The sequence below is a fragment of the Zymomonas sp. genome (assembly GCF_020216885.1).
In the GTDB taxonomy this organism is placed as follows: Bacteria; Pseudomonadota; Alphaproteobacteria; order Sphingomonadales; family Sphingomonadaceae; genus Zymomonas.
In genome coordinates this window covers 1-15094 of record NZ_JAIWON010000112.1, presented here as the reverse complement: position 1 = coordinate 15094, position 15094 = coordinate 1, and the positions used below count along the sequence as shown (strand labels likewise).

Sequence of the window (15094 nt, the reverse complement as noted above, 5' to 3'; positions counted from 1 at the left end):
TAGGAAAATAATAGCTGAACCTTTTTTGAATGATATTGCGGATATTGGTCACTTTTTCCCAGAATTTTACAATTATTATATAAAATAAAATCCCTTCTTCTTTAAAGAAATGCCATAGGGTAATTAAGATAATGACCAAACATTGAAATTTTAAGGTATCTATATCAGAGTGCAATAGGATTAAAAAAGATCTTGGGATTATGGCGCTTATTCCCTTTAAAAGAGTGGGATTTAGAATATATCATTCGCCTGAATTTATGAAGTTTGCGATATTTTCGGCAAGATTTTCTGAATTATCCAAACTGAATCCAGATATATTCTTCTTTGTTTTCATTTCAGGTTGATTGATGGCTGACCAAGACCGCAATGCCGCTTCTGAAGAAGCCTATCTCTTTGATAAAATACGTTCTGTGTCTGACCCGGCTTCTAGCCAGACTCTGATTGAGTCCAAGCGGCTTATGGCTGCCGAATTAAAAGAGTCGAATGCCCGTTTTGTTATTCGAGCTAATGGTCTGGCGGCAGAGCAGCGCGTCCTTCTCGAAAAACAAATATCAGCTTTATTCCAAGCAGATCCTTATGTTGCTAAGACATATTTTACCTTTGTCTTAAGCAAGCCAAAACCCAAGATTATCGCGGTTGCAAGCGGCAAGGGAGGTGTTGGAAAATCTACCTTGTCGGCAGCACTGGCTTTACTGTTAAAGCAAAGGGGGCGGCGTGTCGGTTTGGTTGATGCCGATATTTATGGCCCTTCACAGGCGTTACTCATGGGAGCCAAACAACAATCTGTTGCGGCTGTCGGTGATCAGTTGCGCCCCGTTGTAACCTCAGATGGGGTCATTATGCTTTCTATGGGGCAGATTGCTGATCCTAATCAGGCTATTGCTTGGCGGGGTCCTAAAATTGCAGGCGCTTTTAATCAGTTAATGGCGGCGGACTGGAGTGACTGCGACATCTTGATCGTGGATTTGCCCCCCGGCACCGGTGATATTCAGCTTTCTATGGTGAAAGAGCATAAGCCAGATGGCGTTTTGATTATCTCAACCCCTCAAGATATGGCGTTGATTGACGCAAAAAGAGCGGTCGATTTGTTCCGAAAAACTGAAACCCCTATCATCGGCCTGATTGAAAATATGGCCGGTTATCAATGCCCTCATTGTGGTGAAATATCCGATCCTTTTGGTGCCGGAGGTGCTGAATTAGCGGCAACAGATATGGGAATCGATTTTTGGGGATATATTCCATTAGGTCTAAATATCCGTTTGGCCGCTGATTCCGGCCAACTTGGGGACTGTTTGAAAGACTCGGCAGAAGGCGCTGCTGCTGCCTTTTCTAAGATAGCAGAAAGACTCGGTGTTTGGGTTGATCAACAAGGGTAATAATTATGCTTTTCAAGGCTGAGACAAAATAACAGCGCTTTTCCTTAGAAAAAAATGTGCTCTCTTGTTTTTATCGGAGATTTTTCGGGTTTTTCTTGAAAAGTCTCTGATAATAGCCAGTATTTTGGCAGAAGGGGGCTAAAACCTCTTTTGCCATTTTTGTTTTTTCATGCTTTATTTTATCGATTTTTTTGAATTTTCGATTTGCGCTAATCGGTTAGCGCTACCTTGCATCCCATCCGCCCCCCTGCTAATTAAACTGCGGATCATAACTGGTGAAAATGATTGAAAAGCCTTCGGGTTTCTATCTTTTATTCTCGCCGGTTTTGTATGCCTATGCGGCATATCCAGTGTGGCCCTATGTGCGCCCCGGTTGTTTCGAACCGGGACGGAATGCAGGGTGAGGCATCTATAATCTGGGGACGGCAGGCGCATGGAAATATCCGGCAGCATTCAAGCAAGCCTTGGTGGCCGTTATGCCCTGGCACTTTTCGAGGTTGCACAGGAAAAAGGGCAGATCGACACGGTCGCTGCCAGTCTCGGCAAATTCGATGAAGCTTTTGCTCAAGCAAAAGAACTTCGTCTGCTTGCAAATAATCAAATCTTTTCCCGTAAACATGTTGAAAAAGCTATCGCGGCACTGGTTCCTGTGCTGGCGATTGATGATTTAACGGCAAAATTTCTGAATCTGTTGGCTGCTAAGGGGCGGCTGGGCGCTTTTCCTGAAATTGCGAGCGCCTATCGCCAATATGTGGCTGACCTTCGTTCTGAAAAGGTGGCCGATGTTATTACGGCTCATCCTTTATCTGACGAACAAAAGTCGACGCTGACGGCTCGGCTTAAAGAACAGCTTAAGGCTGATGTGCAAATCAACGCAACGGTTGATCCTTCCATTCTTGGTGGGATGATTGTTCGCCTTGGTTCACGTCAGATTGACGGATCGATTCGGAGCAAGCTGCATATGCTTGCACAGGCGATGAAAGGGTGAATATGGAAATCCGCGCCGCAGAAATTTCAAAAGTCATCCGTGAACAGATCGAAGGCTTTGGTGCTGATGCCGAAGTCAGCGAAGTTGGTCGGGTGATTTCAGTGGGCGATGGTATCGCCCGCGTATATGGTCTCGATAAAGTCGAGGCCGGCGAAATGGTTACCTTCTCCAGTGGTGTTCAGGGGATGGCCCTCAACCTCGAGGCCGATAACGTCGGCGTCGTGATTTTTGGCTCCGATCTTGAAGTTGGTGAAGGCGATACGGTTCGCAGAACTGGTCAGATCGTGGACGTTCCGGTAGGTCCGGAATTGTTGGGACGCGTTGTTGATGCCTTGGGTAACCCGATCGACGGGAAAGGCCCCATCAACGCTAAGTTACGCCGTCGTTCTGAGGAAATGGCTCCAGGTATTATTCCGCGTAAATCCGTTCATGAAGCCGTGCAGACGGGTATTAAAGCCCTTGACGCATTGGTTCCAGTTGGACGTGGTCAGCGCGAATTGATCATTGGTGACCGTCAAACCGGTAAAACCGCTATTGCTATTGATGCCTTTATTAACCAGAAACAGGTTAATGGTGGCAGCGACGATACCAAGAAGCTGTTTTGTATCTATGTTGCGATTGGTCAGAAACGTTCGACCGTTGCTCAGATTGTTCGTCAGCTCGAAGAAATGGGTGCCATGGAGTACTCGATCGTCGTAGCTGCTACGGCTTCTGAACCGGCTCCGCTTCAGTATCTGGTTCCTTATTCAGCCTGCTCTATGGGTGAATATTTCCGCGACAACAAACAGCATGCTTTGATCGTCTATGACGATCTTTCCAAGCAGGCTGTCGCTTATCGTCAGATGTCCTTGTTGCTGCGCCGCCCGCCAGGCCGTGAAGCTTATCCTGGTGACGTTTTCTATTTGCATTCGCGTTTGCTGGAACGCGCGGCAAAGATGAGCGACAAAATGGGTGCTGGTTCCTTGACCGCTTTGCCGATCATTGAAACCCAGGCCGGTGACGTTTCTGCTTATATTCCGACAAACGTGATTTCGATTACGGATGGTCAGATCTTCCTTGAAACCGACTTGTTCTATCAGGGTATCCGCCCTGCTATTAACGTCGGTCTTTCCGTGAGCCGTGTGGGTTCTGCTGCGCAGACCAAGGCCATGAAAAAGGTGGCTGGTTCTATCAAGTTGGAATTGGCTCAGTATCGCGAAATGGCGGCTTTCGCTCAGTTCGGTTCTGACCTTGATGCGTCCACCCAAAAGTTGCTCAATCGTGGTAAGCGTTTGACTGAACTTTTGAAGCAGCCGCAGTTCCATCCGATGCCATTTGAAGAGCAGGTTGTTTCCCTTTTTGCGGGCACCAACGGCTATATCGATGGTATCGAAGTCTCGGACGTTAACCGCTATGAGGAAGCTATGCTGAGCTATATGCGCTCAAGCCATAACGACTTGCTGGCGACGATCCGTGAGACGGGCGACTTCTCTGACGAAACCAAGTCGAAGTTGACGGCTGCGCTTGATAACTTTGCCAAAATTTTCGCCTAATTCTGATGTGTCAATGACAGGAGTGGGGACACTATGCCCAGCCTGAAAAGTTTAAAAACGCGCGTCAGTTCGATTAAGTCGATCAGTAAGATCACTCGGGCTATGCAAATGGTGGCTTCTGCCAAGCTTCGGCGGGCAGAAAGTCGTCTTGCAGCAGCTCGTCCTTATGCAAAGCGAATGGCGCAAGTTATGTCGTTACTGGCTGCGAGAGCAGCCGGAACGCCTAATGCTTTGCCCTTGTTAAACGGGCGCGGCAAAGACCAGACGCATTTGTTGATTGTCACGTCTTCTGACGCCGGCTTATGCGGTGGTTTTAATGCCAATATTTACCGTCAGGCTCGGGATCGGGCTTTGGCGTTGGAAGCGGCGGGTAAAACCGTTCAATTCTATGTTATCGGTATTAAAAATGCGCCGGTAATTCGTAATAATTTCCCTGGCAAGACTGTTCACGAAACGAAACGTGAAGAGACTTCGCCGGTTACTTTCGAAAATGCGCAGAAAATCGCTCAGGATTTAATCCAGCGTTTTAATGCGGGTGAATTTGACGTCGCCCATCTGTTCTTTTCGCATTATCACTCGGTGCTGTCACAAGTACCGACAGAAACGCAGATTATCCCTGCGGCACCTGAAAGTGATGATACGAAAAATCAGGCTGCAGCCAATGATGCTTCTTCTGGTGCGATTGAATTCGAACCTGATGAAGAAACCATTTTGTCGACTTTGCTGCCCCGTAGTATCGCCGTTGCTATTTATCAGGCTATGCTTGAAAATGCGACGTCCGAACAAGGTAGCCGTATGTCGGCCATGGAAAATTCCACCCGTAATGCCGGTGAAATGATTTCTAAACTGTCTATTCAGTATAACCGTTTGCGTCAGGCGGCGATTACGACTGAATTGGTCGAAATTATTTCGGGCGCAGAAGCGTTGTAATTAAAGAATTACTGGCAAGGAAAATATTATGGCTACTGCCTCTAGTAAAAAGAATATTGGCCGGATAAGCCAGGTCATTGGCCCGGTTGTCGACGTGCTTTTTGAAGAGAAACTTCCTCCTCTTCTTACGGCTCTGGAAACCAAAAACCAGGATGCTACGGTTGTTCTGGAAGTAGCTCAGCATTTGGGCGAAAATGTCGTTCGCACCATTTCTATGGATACGACCGACGGTTTGGTTCGTGGTCAGGAAGTCGTTGATACCGGTAGTGAAATCCGCGTTCCGGTTGGTCCTGAAACGCTTGGTCGTATCATGAACGTTGTTGGTCGTCCTGTTGATGAACGGGGCCCGATCGGCAGCAAGCAGACCATGCCAATTCATGCTGATGCTCCGCCTTTCACGGAACAGAGCACGGATACAGCTATTCTGACGACTGGCATTAAGGTTATCGATCTTCTGGCTCCTTACTCCAAAGGTGGTAAGGTCGGATTGTTCGGCGGTGCTGGTGTTGGTAAGACTGTGTTGATTCAGGAACTGATCAACAACATCGCTAAAGGTCATGGTGGTTTCTCGGTGTTCGCTGGCGTTGGTGAGCGTACCCGTGAAGGTAACGATCTTTACCATGAATTCCTTGAAGCTGGCGTTATTGCCAGTGATAAAGACGGTAATGCGATTTCTGAAGGTTCCAAAGTGGCCTTGGTTTATGGCCAGATGAACGAACCGCCGGGAGCCCGTGCTCGTGTTGCTCTTTCTGGTCTGACGATGGCGGAATATTTCCGTGATCAAGAAGGTCAAGATGTGCTGTTCTTCGTGGATAACATCTTCCGCTTCACGCAGGCTGGTGCAGAGGTTTCCGCTCTGTTGGGTCGTATTCCTTCTGCCGTGGGTTATCAGCCAACTTTGGCTACCGACATGGGTCAGCTGCAGGAACGTATTACTTCTACCAAGAAGGGTTCCATTACTTCGGTTCAGGCCATCTATGTTCCGGCCGACGATTTGACCGATCCAGCACCTGCCGCCAGTTTCGCCCATTTGGATGCGACTACCGTGTTGAGCCGTGCGATCTCGGAAATGGGTATTTATCCCGCCGTCGATCCGCTTGACTCTTCCAGCCGTAACCTTGAACCACGCATCGTTGGTGATGAGCATTACCAGACGGCTCGTGATGTGCAGGAAATTTTGCAGCGCTATAAAAACCTGCAGGATATCATTGCCATTTTGGGTATGGACGAATTGTCCGAAGACGATCGCAAGGTTGTTGGTCGTGCTCGTCGTATTCAGCGCTTCCTGTCACAGCCTTTCCATGTGGCTGAAGTCTTTACCGGTATGCCCGGTAAATTTGTTCAGGTTGAAGATACGGTTCGTTCTTTCCGTGAAATCATTGATGGTAAATATGATGATTTGCCTGAAAATGCTTTCTACATGGTCGGCTCTATCGATGAAGCTGTCGCTAAAGCTGAAAAAATGGCCGCAGAAGCAGCCTAGTTGCTGAAAAATAAAACCGCCTCTTTCTGTATAGAAAGAGGCGGAGATAGTGAGGAAGAATGGCTGAGCTTCATTATGAACTGGTAACACCTTCACGTCTTGCCCGTTCCGGCGATGCTTTTATGGTCGTTGTTCCCGGAACCGAGGGCGATCTTGGTGTTATGGCAGGTCATATGCCTACCATGACAGCTATCCGGGATGGCGAAGTAGCTATTTATAGCAGTGAACATCAGATCGAAACAAAGTTTCATATTTCTGGTGGCTTTGCTGAAATCAACGAAAAAGGGCTGATTATCCTTGCAGAAGAAGCCAAGGAAGAAAACTAATTCTATTAGCTGTCTTCTTTTCAGCCTAAATAAAAACAGATTGAGCGACTTTCGACTTATTCGATAGTCGCTCTTTGTGTTTTTATTCAACTTTGCATAACTTTTTTAAGTGCAAGAAGTGTTTTTTAGAGCCTGATCCGAAATTTTTTCAAGCATAACAATACTTTGCAGTGCGTCGTATGATTACTCGGATGGAGGCGATTATTATCCATGCGGTTGAAGAGGCGATGGATTTTTCCCCCAATCTTTTGCGAGCCGCCTACAACGTTCTAGCCAAGCAAATGTCCGTCCAACGACCCATCTGTGCGGCAGGATCTTGAAAGCCTTTAGCCGTATCTGACCTCCTGATGATTTCAACAGTCCATTTTCTTATAGATGCGAGCGAGGATCACAATTTGTCGCCAGCATGCCGCCATCAGCGAAGATATGGCGTAGCCAAGGGAAGCGTTTGCGTATTGCCAGCAGGACAGCAACAGCCGCATCACGATCCTGTCTGTTAGCAGCATAGACTAGAAGAAAGATCAGGAAACCGCATGTATCAGTCATGATATGACGTTTGCGGCCTTTGACCTTTTTTTCTGCATCATAGCCCGAAATTCCGCCGCTTTCTGTGGTTTTTGCCGACTGGCTGTCAATTACGCCTGCGCTCGGGGAGGCTTCTCGCCCTTCAATCTCACGCAGGCTCATGACCAACACCGTATTTATCACTTCGAACCGTCTGGCATTACGCCAAGCGTAGAAATAGCGCCTGATGGTCGAGACCGCTGGAAAGCCTTTCGATGGCAGACGCTACGCACAACCGGCTGAGGCCATGTAGAGTATCGCGTTGAACACTTCGGGCACATCTTCCTACGGGGGCGACCACCCCGTCTGGCTACGGGGACGAATGGCACGATCAATGTCCATTCCACCTCTGTTATATCTGATGGATAACGCAGACCTTCTCGGTTATGCTCGCGGCGGGCAATTCCTGTCCATGTCATCATTCTCTCCATCTCTTCTCAAAGATAGATGAAGCTTAACATACGGCTATTGTTCGAACACTTTCGGATCAGGCTCTAAGATATTGTAGTAAAAGGAATTTTTAATGAAATTAAGTCAGCTTCTATATATTTCAAAAAAATAAGAAGAAGGTATGGATTTCCCATATGTCTCGCCTGAAGAGGCGACAGAATTAAATATTGATATTTCCTAAAAAACTATATCTGATTTATCCCCTTCTGACTTCAAAAATATCATAGAATATATAAATTTCGCATTGATCCATATCACTATGGATAAAGATATCGAAGATAAACTCAGAGACCCAAAAGAAAAAATGGAGAATACTCAAAACACATGATTTTTAAATCAATGGTTTTATCATTGAATTTTAGAAATTTTACTATTTTAAAATAACTTTTCAGTAAAAAGGCTTTAAAGAAGCAGGGTCAAAGAAAAGATAGCAGCGCTTCCTGCTATAGATCCATTGCGTCCTAAGCCTTTATCTGTAGATGACCACATAGATTTGAATTTTTTGTTATCAATATTGGTGTCAGACCACCAGACACCGACCTTCACATGCTTTACAAAAGTATAGTCTGCACCGATTTTCCAATCCCAATAGCCCCCTGTTGGGGATAGGCTAGCAAAGTTAGGTCCAAAACCAGCATCTCCACTCGTATGTCCGATATGGCCGTGTAAGGCTGCCGCCGTGCGTGGAATAGCAAAGTCGGTTTCACCATAGGCGTAGACATTGCTGTGATCGCCATGTTTAGAAAGTGAAACCGGATCATACCGACCTAAGGCATGTTGGGGAGGCGCTACATTAAAGCCAAGTTTTCCCGTGAAAGGCCCAACAAGAGCGCTGGCGCTACCGTAAATTTCAAAATAGTTGTTTTTTGTTCCGCCGCCTCCGGCTGGGTAGATATAGCCGATTGCGCCACCGTCCATTGTAAAAGCGCCGAGTGTATGGCGATAACCACCAAATACATCGAGTTCCATTTTACTATCACCCATTTTCCCCCAGCCAGCCAAGTTAGAACTCCATGCTCCAACATAAAAACCGCTTTTATGGGCTACGGTAACCGTGCCTTGTACGGCCGGATGATTATTACTGCGTGATAGACCTCGGAAACGATAATCTGAAAAAAGGCTGAGGCTACCTGAAACAGTAAAAGAAGAAGAGGGCGGATCTGTAATGCCCGCATTGGCCGGTGAAAAGGTCGTGCCACAAGCAATGAGAAAACAGGAAGAAAAAAGCAGATTCCGCATTAATAAATTTTCCGGATTGAAGGAAGAGTAATCAAGTAATGCCAGCAAATATAACGATAAACAGGGATATGTCCTAAAAATAATATCTCTAGTGCTGCGGATTACCGAAATTTTGGTGTAAAAATGGAAGACTGGCCAGAATTTTATCGTTGAGTCTTATAGAGAGAGGATTTTGGTAGGAAGAAGATAGATAGTAGATTTTGAGTGGCAAAAATTGGCGCAGCAGTCTGCTACCGCGCCAATTGGTAGTATCTTCAGGAATTAGGCGTTCAAACGATCTTTAACAGCCTTGGCTGAAGTAAAGGTCAGACGATTTGAAGCCGGAATTTCGATTTCCTGTAAGGTTGCCGGATTGTGGCCTTTGCGGGCAGCACTATGCTTTACCTTGAATTTGCCGAAGCCGTTCAGGGCAATTTCTTCTCCAGCGACAGCAGCGTCAACAATGGTAGAAAAAACGGCATCTACAAGCTTCTTGGCATCCGTTTTGGTGAGGCCCTGACCGGAGGCAATCCGGTCAACCAGATCGTTGCTGTTCATGTCGTGATCCTATGGCATTAATAAATAGAAAAATTTTTAAGATTCATTCCTGTCAGAAATGAATCCCGGCGGTGGTCGCTACATTAAGAAAGATGGGAGCCTTGTCTATAATCTTAATTCCGGCATCCTGTCCTTCCTTTGAGCAACTAGACGAGCGAGGATCGCAGCGTCTTAAGCTGGTGACTCTTATATTCCCTGACAAAAATGGCAATATTGCCCAAAGCGCTTATTCGCCAGATGCTGCAAGAAAAAATGAATTTTTCCTCCGAATTTAACAATTTTCTCATGTTTTTATCGGAAAGCGTGATTTTTAAGCCATTTTTTCGATTTATAGACTGATAGGCTGATTCTGTGATTTTGAGAAGAAAAGTAGGAAATATTCTGTTTTTAGCGCTTCATTGAGAGCGGAATGTCCATAGGAATACAAAGTGCTTTGAGATTGTTAATCTCTCTTAACTAGGCGCTTAGCGATTGCGATTTATTATTATCTCCCCATATTGTTTTCTAAAAGTTTAAGTCTTCAAGGGATTGGGTGATGAGTGAAGATAAAATAGGCTGGCATGGCACAACGATCCTTTCTGTCAGACGGAATGGACGCGTTGTCATCGCTGGTGATGGTCAGGTGTCAATGGGCAATACGGTGATGAAGCCCAATGCCCGAAAAGTGCGTCGATTAGGCGATGGCTCTGTTATCGGCGGTTTTGCTGGTGCCACGGCGGATGCTTTTACATTATTTGAGCGACTTGAAGCCAAGCTGGAACGTCATAATGGTCAGCTATTACGAGCCGCTGTTGAATTGGCTAAAGACTGGCGCACCGATAAATATCTACGGAATCTCGAAGCTTTGATGATTGTGGCTGATGATCAGGTGACATTGGTGTTAACGGGTAATGGGGATGTCTTGGAACCTGTCGGCGGTATTGCTGCTATTGGGTCTGGAGGTAACTTTGCATTGTCTGCGGCACGCGCTCTTGTTGATTACGAAGAAGATGCCGAAGTCATTGCTCGTAAGGCTCTGGCGGTCGCTGCCGATATCTGTGTCTTTACCAATGATCAGGTGACCATTGAGACGATTGAGAGTCGAGTTTAATTCTTCTTGCTGGAAAAAGATTTTATGACTGATGCCCTTACGCCCAAAGCCATTGTTGAGGCTTTGGATGCCCATATTGTCGGACAAAAAGAAGCAAAGCGTGCTGTTGCTGTGGCTATGCGAAATCGTTGGCGGCGGCAGCATTTGCCTGAGCATTTGAAGGATGAAGTTAATCCTAAAAATATCTTGATGATAGGCCCCACGGGCTGCGGTAAAACCGAGATTAGTCGCCGCTTAGCCAAACTGGCGAATGCGCCTTTTATTAAAGTTGAGGCGACTAAATTTACCGAAGTTGGCTATGTTGGCCGCGATGTTGAGCAGATTGGCCGTGACCTAGTTGAGGAAGCCGTCCGTTTGGAGCGCGAGAAACAGCGCGCTTTAGTGCGTGAAAAAGCAGAGCAAGCAGCAATGGAGCGCTTGCTGGAGGCTTTGGTCGGTAAGGATGCCAGTGAAGCCACACGTGAAACCTTCCGTCAGCGCTTTTTAGATGGCCATCTTGATGAAAGAGAAGTCGAACTTGAGCTGGAAGAAGCCCCTTCCATGCCGGTAGAAATTCCCGGTATGGGTGGTCAAGTCGGTATGATTAGCCTGAGTGACATGATGGGGAAAGGGCATCGAACCAAGCGTCAGCGCTTGCCTGTCCGTCAAGCCTGGCGTCGTTTGATTGACGAAGAAGCTGATCGTCGTCTTGATAAGGATGAAATAGGCCGGATCGCTTTGTCGAATGCCGAGGCAAATGGTATCGTCTTTTTGGATGAAGTCGATAAAATTGCGGTAAGCGATGTTCGAGGTGGCTCTGTTTCGCGTGAAGGCGTTCAGCGCGATCTTTTACCTTTATTAGAAGGCACAACGGTTACGACAAAATATGGCCCGATGAAAACCGACCATGTTCTGTTTATCGCCTCTGGTGCTTTCCATGTTGCAAAGCCTTCGGATCTTTTGCCGGAATTACAGGGGCGTCTTCCTATTCGTGTTGAATTGTCTGCTTTGACAGAAGATGATTTTATTCGCATTCTTTCTTCGACACGAGCTTCTTTGGTCGAACAATATAGAGCCTTGATTGGTACTGAAAATGTTGTTCTTCATTTTGAAGAAGACGGTGTCCGTCAGCTGGCTCATATCGCGGCTGAGGTTAATAGCGAGGTCGAGAATATTGGTGCTCGTCGCCTGTCAACAGTAATGGAAAAACTGTTGGAAGATATCAGCTTTAACGCTGAAGATATGCGTGGTGAAGAAATAAAAATAGATAAGAAATATGTCGACGAAAGATTGTCTGGTATCGCCAAAAATTCTGATCTAAGTAAATATATTCTCTAAAATTTAAACAAATTTGAGGGCTTGCTTATTGTGAAAGTGAGCCCCCAATTTTGTATTTTAAATTTACTTTATTTTTGTAATTTATGGGTTCTGAGTGAGCGGCCTGTTATATTTTTGCCGATAATCAGGGCTCATCTTGCTCTTGATCGGCCAGAAAGCTATATACCCCTTGACTTTTTCCTGCTTTTAGGGGCAGTAAGCCAACTTTACAGGTGATCGGCAGCTATGTCTGGCGCCTGATGCGATTAGCATTTTTTTTCTAGAATTAGGTGCAAAAGGTTTCACTATGGCTAAGCCGACTACAGTTAAGATTCGTCTCGTTAGTTCTGCAGACACCGGATTTTTCTATGTTACCCGTAAAAATCCGCGGAACCAGACCGAAAAAATGAGCCTTCGTAAATATGATCCGGTTGTCCGGAAGCATGTCGAATTCAAAGAAGCTAAAATTAAATAATTTTTTAAAGTGCTTCTTTAAAAACGCCCAGATAAACCGGGCCTGCCTTTTGGCAGCTATTCTGCGGTGACCCGCTTGTGGTTGGCAGGGTAGGCCGGTTTTCTGTCGTTTACGATCAGATCAAAGTTTTTACGGCTTCGAGAAATCGAACTACAGAAATAGGTTTCGCGATATAACCGGTTGCTCCAGCCTGACGGATTTTTTGTTCATCCTCTGGTGCGGCATAGGCTGTGACTGCCATAATCGGTATATGGCATAATTCTTTTGTTTTTCGGATCTGCCCGATCAGCTCTAGTCCACTAATATGGGGTAGCTGAATATCCATAATAATAAGATCCGGCATAAAATTATGAGCCCGAGCTATCATGCCTCGGCCGTCTCTTACAGGCTCTACCTCAAAATGATGCGCGCGCAGTAGATCACAAAAAAGTTTTAAGTTTAACTCGTTATCTTCAACTATCAAAATACGCGAAGCCATTATTCGCATCCATTCTTTTCTGAGTATGCTGCCAGTTTAGACCAAAAAAATCTACCAAATCTAATGATAATTTATGTGTCTGTTCAGCCTGTTGATAAAAACGGATTGTTTTTAAATGAACTGTGCTTTCGGGGCTTGACCTTTATCCCTTATAAGACAAAAATCTTTTCCATGACTATTGAAACCAGACTTGCCGAACTTGGCATCCTTCTCCCTGAAGCGGCAGCCCCTGTTGCCGCTTATGCGCCTACAGTGTTGGCGGGTAACTTGCTTCATATTTCTGGCCAGCTTCCTTTTCTTGAAGGTCAGTTAATGACAGGCCGCCTCGGTGAAGATCGCGATGAATCCTATGGTTTTAGGGCTGCTGAACGCTGTGCTATTATGCTTATGGCTCAGATGAAAGCTGCTCTTTCCAGTCTCGATCGGGTTGAGAAAATTATAAAGCTGAATGCTTTTGTGAATTCAGCCCCTTCTTTCACGCGGCAGGCGCAAGTTGTGAATGGTGCATCTGAACTTTTGGCGAAAGTCTTTGGCGATGCTGGTGTTCACGCCCGCAGTGCTGTCGGCGTGGCTGTTTTACCGTTGAATGCTCCTGTTGAAATTGATGCAGTTGTAGCTGTTCGTCCATAGATTAAAGTAATTTGAAATGAGAAAGGCAGGTTGGATCATTTGGGATCTCGCCTGCCTTTTTTATAATGATAGCGTTTCTAAAAGCGAATAACTCTGTTTTGAATGCCTAATTGGTAAGAGATTTGGTGTAAATTCCTGTAAATTGTTAAAAATAAAAGATAAAAATATTATATTTATATTCAAAATAGTTGTTTTTTTATTATAAAGCACAATGAATTTATTATAATTTGTATAAGGCTGCACAAAATATACCCTTAGATTCGCGAGATAGGGGCATTGGCGCATGGTAAAATAATACCGCTGCTTCTGCTTTATTTTAAATCCTAAAATCTGATGCAGGTATATTTATGGCCTCCAGCCTGACGATCACTAAAAAACGCGGTAATCACAAAGCATTTTCTACTGAAGAAAATCATATTTCTTTACAGCACCCTTCTGTTGTTCAAGTGAATGCTTACCGTTCCGAAGTGCGGTCTCTATCAAGACAGGGAGATACACTACTCGTCCAGCTGAATGATGGTCGCCAGTATCAGTTTGATAATTTTTTTATCGATGATGACAAGCATTTACATAGTGATCTTGTTCTGCGTGATGAAGATCAAAAAGAGGCATGGTGGCATGCTGAAATGCCAGACGCCTCTCATCCTAATCTAGCTGGTGCTGATGTCGGTTATAGTCAGGTCGAGACTATTAAGCCGTTACTTATTTACCATGATAATGGTTTGTTAGTGCCTTTGCTTGCAGGTTTACTGGGGGCGGGCGCTGCTGGTGGTGCAGCGGCTGCTTTGACTGGTGGACACAGCCATAAAGATAATAACAACAATTCAGATCTTTCTATTCCTTCAGTTGATAGCGTGACAACTGACCCGACAACAGGTGAAGTCACGGTCAATGGTACGGCTCAACCCGGCCAAAGCGTTAATGTTACCTTCCCAGATGGCACGGTTGCGCAAACAACGGCTGATAGTAAAGGCGATTATCATGCAACTTCTACGACGCCTCAGGCGACTGGGCAGATCGCGGTTACTTCTTCTGATAGCTCAAGCAATGTAAGTAACCCTGTTACGCATGATTATACTGATATAACTCCGGCTATTGTTATCACCAGTGATGCCGGTAGCACTGTGCAAACGGGGCCTGTTACATATACCTTTACACTTTCTGAAGCGTCTAAAGATTTTACGACAGCGAGCGTAACGGTAACCGGTGGTCAGAAGGGCGAGCTGGTACAGGATTCTAGTAATCCATTAGTATATCATATGACGGTAACGCCAGATGCTGGGAAAGGAGGCACGATTACCGTCGTTGTCCCCGCCGGTTTGGTGCACGATTTATCGGGAAGCTCGACTACCGCAGATGCAGTAGCTACACCTGTGGCTTACGACACGACGCCAGCGGGTAATCCGGTGGTGACGATCACGAGCGACAGTGACGGGCAGACGGCAACGGGTCCAGTAACCTATAGCTTCAAATTATCGGAACCGGTGAGCGATCTGACAGCTGACAGTGTGACGGTAACGGGTGGTAGCAAGGGAGCCTTGGTACAAGATACGACCGACCCGTTGGTCTATCACATAGTGGTCACGCCAGATGCGGGTAAGGGTGGCACTGTTACAGCGACGATCGCCGGTGGCAGCCTCCATGATTTGGCAGGGAACGCGACGACCTCGGATGCAACGGACACGGTGGCTTACGACACG

General features: G+C 46.0%; 14 protein-coding genes and 1 pseudogene. 11 read left to right on the top strand and 4 right to left on the bottom strand.

What is annotated here, in order from left to right; translation table 11 throughout:
* Nucleotides 1-347 precede the first annotated feature (347 nt).
* The 6 genes from LDL18_RS06380 to LDL18_RS06355 all read left to right on the top strand — a co-directional run bounded on the left by LDL18_RS06380 (nt 348) and on the right by LDL18_RS06355 (nt 6635).
* Entirely contained in the window at nt 348-1376 is a 1029-nt protein-coding gene (locus LDL18_RS06380) for an Mrp/NBP35 family ATP-binding protein (RefSeq protein ID WP_296507905.1), read from the top strand.
* 433 nt (nt 1377-1809) lie between these two features.
* Nucleotides 1810-2364, top strand: a complete 555-nt coding sequence (locus LDL18_RS06375) for a F0F1 ATP synthase subunit delta (protein WP_296507902.1) — start codon at nt 1810-1812, stop codon at nt 2362-2364.
* A 2-nt stretch (nt 2365-2366) separates the two neighbouring features.
* The gene (gene atpA / locus LDL18_RS06370) at nt 2367-3896 is read left to right on the top strand and encodes a F0F1 ATP synthase subunit alpha (protein ID WP_296507900.1); all 1530 of its coding nucleotides are present in this window, start codon (nt 2367-2369) and stop codon (nt 3894-3896) included.
* Nucleotides 3897-3929: 33 nt separating this feature from the next.
* Complete coding sequence (locus LDL18_RS06365; protein WP_296507898.1) at nt 3930-4826, top strand: F0F1 ATP synthase subunit gamma; 897 nt, start codon at nt 3930-3932, stop codon at nt 4824-4826.
* A gap of 28 nt (nt 4827-4854) precedes the next feature.
* The gene (gene atpD, locus LDL18_RS06360) at nt 4855-6309 is read left to right on the top strand and encodes a F0F1 ATP synthase subunit beta (protein ID WP_011240186.1); all 1455 of its coding nucleotides are present in this window, start codon (nt 4855-4857) and stop codon (nt 6307-6309) included.
* 59 nt (nt 6310-6368) lie between these two features.
* Nucleotides 6369-6635: an ATP synthase F1 subunit epsilon gene (locus LDL18_RS06355; protein ID WP_011240187.1), complete on the top strand. Its 267-nt coding sequence runs from the start codon at nt 6369-6371 to the stop codon at nt 6633-6635.
* 148 nt (nt 6636-6783) lie between these two features.
* On the opposite strand, the pseudogene LDL18_RS06350 reads toward LDL18_RS06355, so the two are convergent.
* The 3 genes and pseudogenes from LDL18_RS06350 to LDL18_RS06340 all read right to left on the bottom strand — a co-directional run bounded on the left by LDL18_RS06350 (nt 6784) and on the right by LDL18_RS06340 (nt 9425).
* Nucleotides 6784-7621: pseudogene (locus LDL18_RS06350) on the bottom strand (IS5 family transposase).
* Between the two features lie 430 nt (nt 7622-8051).
* On the bottom strand, nt 8052-8888 hold the full coding sequence (locus tag LDL18_RS06345) for a TorF family putative porin (RefSeq protein ID WP_296507893.1): 837 nt from the start codon (nt 8886-8888) through the stop codon (nt 8052-8054).
* 261 nt (nt 8889-9149) lie between these two features.
* The gene (locus LDL18_RS06340; RefSeq protein WP_011240189.1) at nt 9150-9425 is read right to left on the bottom strand and encodes an HU family DNA-binding protein; all 276 of its coding nucleotides are present in this window, start codon (nt 9423-9425) and stop codon (nt 9150-9152) included.
* A 535-nt stretch (nt 9426-9960) separates the two neighbouring features.
* Between LDL18_RS06340 and hslV the strand changes: the two genes are divergently transcribed.
* The 3 genes from hslV to rpmG all read left to right on the top strand — a co-directional run bounded on the left by hslV (nt 9961) and on the right by rpmG (nt 12286).
* On the top strand, nt 9961-10515 hold the full coding sequence (hslV, locus tag LDL18_RS06335; RefSeq protein WP_296507888.1) for an ATP-dependent protease subunit HslV: 555 nt from the start codon (nt 9961-9963) through the stop codon (nt 10513-10515).
* 24 nt (nt 10516-10539) lie between these two features.
* Nucleotides 10540-11832, top strand: a complete 1293-nt coding sequence (gene hslU, locus LDL18_RS06330) for an ATP-dependent protease ATPase subunit HslU (protein ID WP_296507886.1) — start codon at nt 10540-10542, stop codon at nt 11830-11832.
* Between the two features lie 286 nt (nt 11833-12118).
* Entirely contained in the window at nt 12119-12286 is a 168-nt protein-coding gene (gene rpmG / locus LDL18_RS06325; RefSeq protein ID WP_011240192.1) for a 50S ribosomal protein L33, read from the top strand.
* Between the two features lie 115 nt (nt 12287-12401).
* Here the strand turns inward: rpmG and LDL18_RS06320 are convergent, their stop codons facing one another.
* A complete protein-coding gene (locus LDL18_RS06320) occupies nt 12402-12764 on the bottom strand; it encodes a response regulator (RefSeq protein WP_296507884.1) in 363 nt (120 codons plus the stop codon).
* A gap of 171 nt (nt 12765-12935) precedes the next feature.
* Between LDL18_RS06320 and LDL18_RS06315 the strand changes: the two genes are divergently transcribed.
* On the top strand, nt 12936-13394 hold the full coding sequence (locus LDL18_RS06315; protein ID WP_296507883.1) for a RidA family protein: 459 nt from the start codon (nt 12936-12938) through the stop codon (nt 13392-13394).
* Between the two features lie 347 nt (nt 13395-13741).
* Nucleotides 13742-15094, top strand: a 1353-nt coding sequence (locus tag LDL18_RS06310; protein WP_296507882.1) for an Ig-like domain-containing protein, incomplete at its 3' end; no start/stop codon positions are given.

What these genes read in the sequence shown, in the direction of transcription:
- LDL18_RS06380 (WP_296507905.1), top strand. Translation starts at nt 348, where the DNA reads ATGGCTGACCAAGACCGCAATGCCGCTTCTGAAGAAGCCTATCTCTTT.
- LDL18_RS06375 (WP_296507902.1), top strand. Translation starts at nt 1,810, where the DNA reads ATGGAAATATCCGGCAGCATTCAAGCAAGCCTTGGTGGCCGTTATGCC.
- atpA (WP_296507900.1), top strand. Translation starts at nt 2,367, where the DNA reads ATGGAAATCCGCGCCGCAGAAATTTCAAAAGTCATCCGTGAACAGATC.
- LDL18_RS06365 (WP_296507898.1), top strand. Translation starts at nt 3,930, where the DNA reads ATGCCCAGCCTGAAAAGTTTAAAAACGCGCGTCAGTTCGATTAAGTCG.
- atpD (WP_011240186.1), top strand. Translation starts at nt 4,855, where the DNA reads ATGGCTACTGCCTCTAGTAAAAAGAATATTGGCCGGATAAGCCAGGTC.
- LDL18_RS06355 (WP_011240187.1), top strand. Translation starts at nt 6,369, where the DNA reads ATGGCTGAGCTTCATTATGAACTGGTAACACCTTCACGTCTTGCCCGT.
- LDL18_RS06345 (WP_296507893.1), bottom strand. Translation starts at nt 8,888, where the DNA reads ATGCGGAATCTGCTTTTTTCTTCCTGTTTTCTCATTGCTTGTGGCACG.
- LDL18_RS06340 (WP_011240189.1), bottom strand. Translation starts at nt 9,425, where the DNA reads ATGAACAGCAACGATCTGGTTGACCGGATTGCCTCCGGTCAGGGCCTC.
- hslV (WP_296507888.1), top strand. Translation starts at nt 9,961, where the DNA reads ATGAGTGAAGATAAAATAGGCTGGCATGGCACAACGATCCTTTCTGTC.
- hslU (WP_296507886.1), top strand. Translation starts at nt 10,540, where the DNA reads ATGACTGATGCCCTTACGCCCAAAGCCATTGTTGAGGCTTTGGATGCC.
- rpmG (WP_011240192.1), top strand. Translation starts at nt 12,119, where the DNA reads ATGGCTAAGCCGACTACAGTTAAGATTCGTCTCGTTAGTTCTGCAGAC.
- LDL18_RS06320 (WP_296507884.1), bottom strand. Translation starts at nt 12,764, where the DNA reads ATGGCTTCGCGTATTTTGATAGTTGAAGATAACGAGTTAAACTTAAAA.
- LDL18_RS06315 (WP_296507883.1), top strand. Translation starts at nt 12,936, where the DNA reads ATGACTATTGAAACCAGACTTGCCGAACTTGGCATCCTTCTCCCTGAA.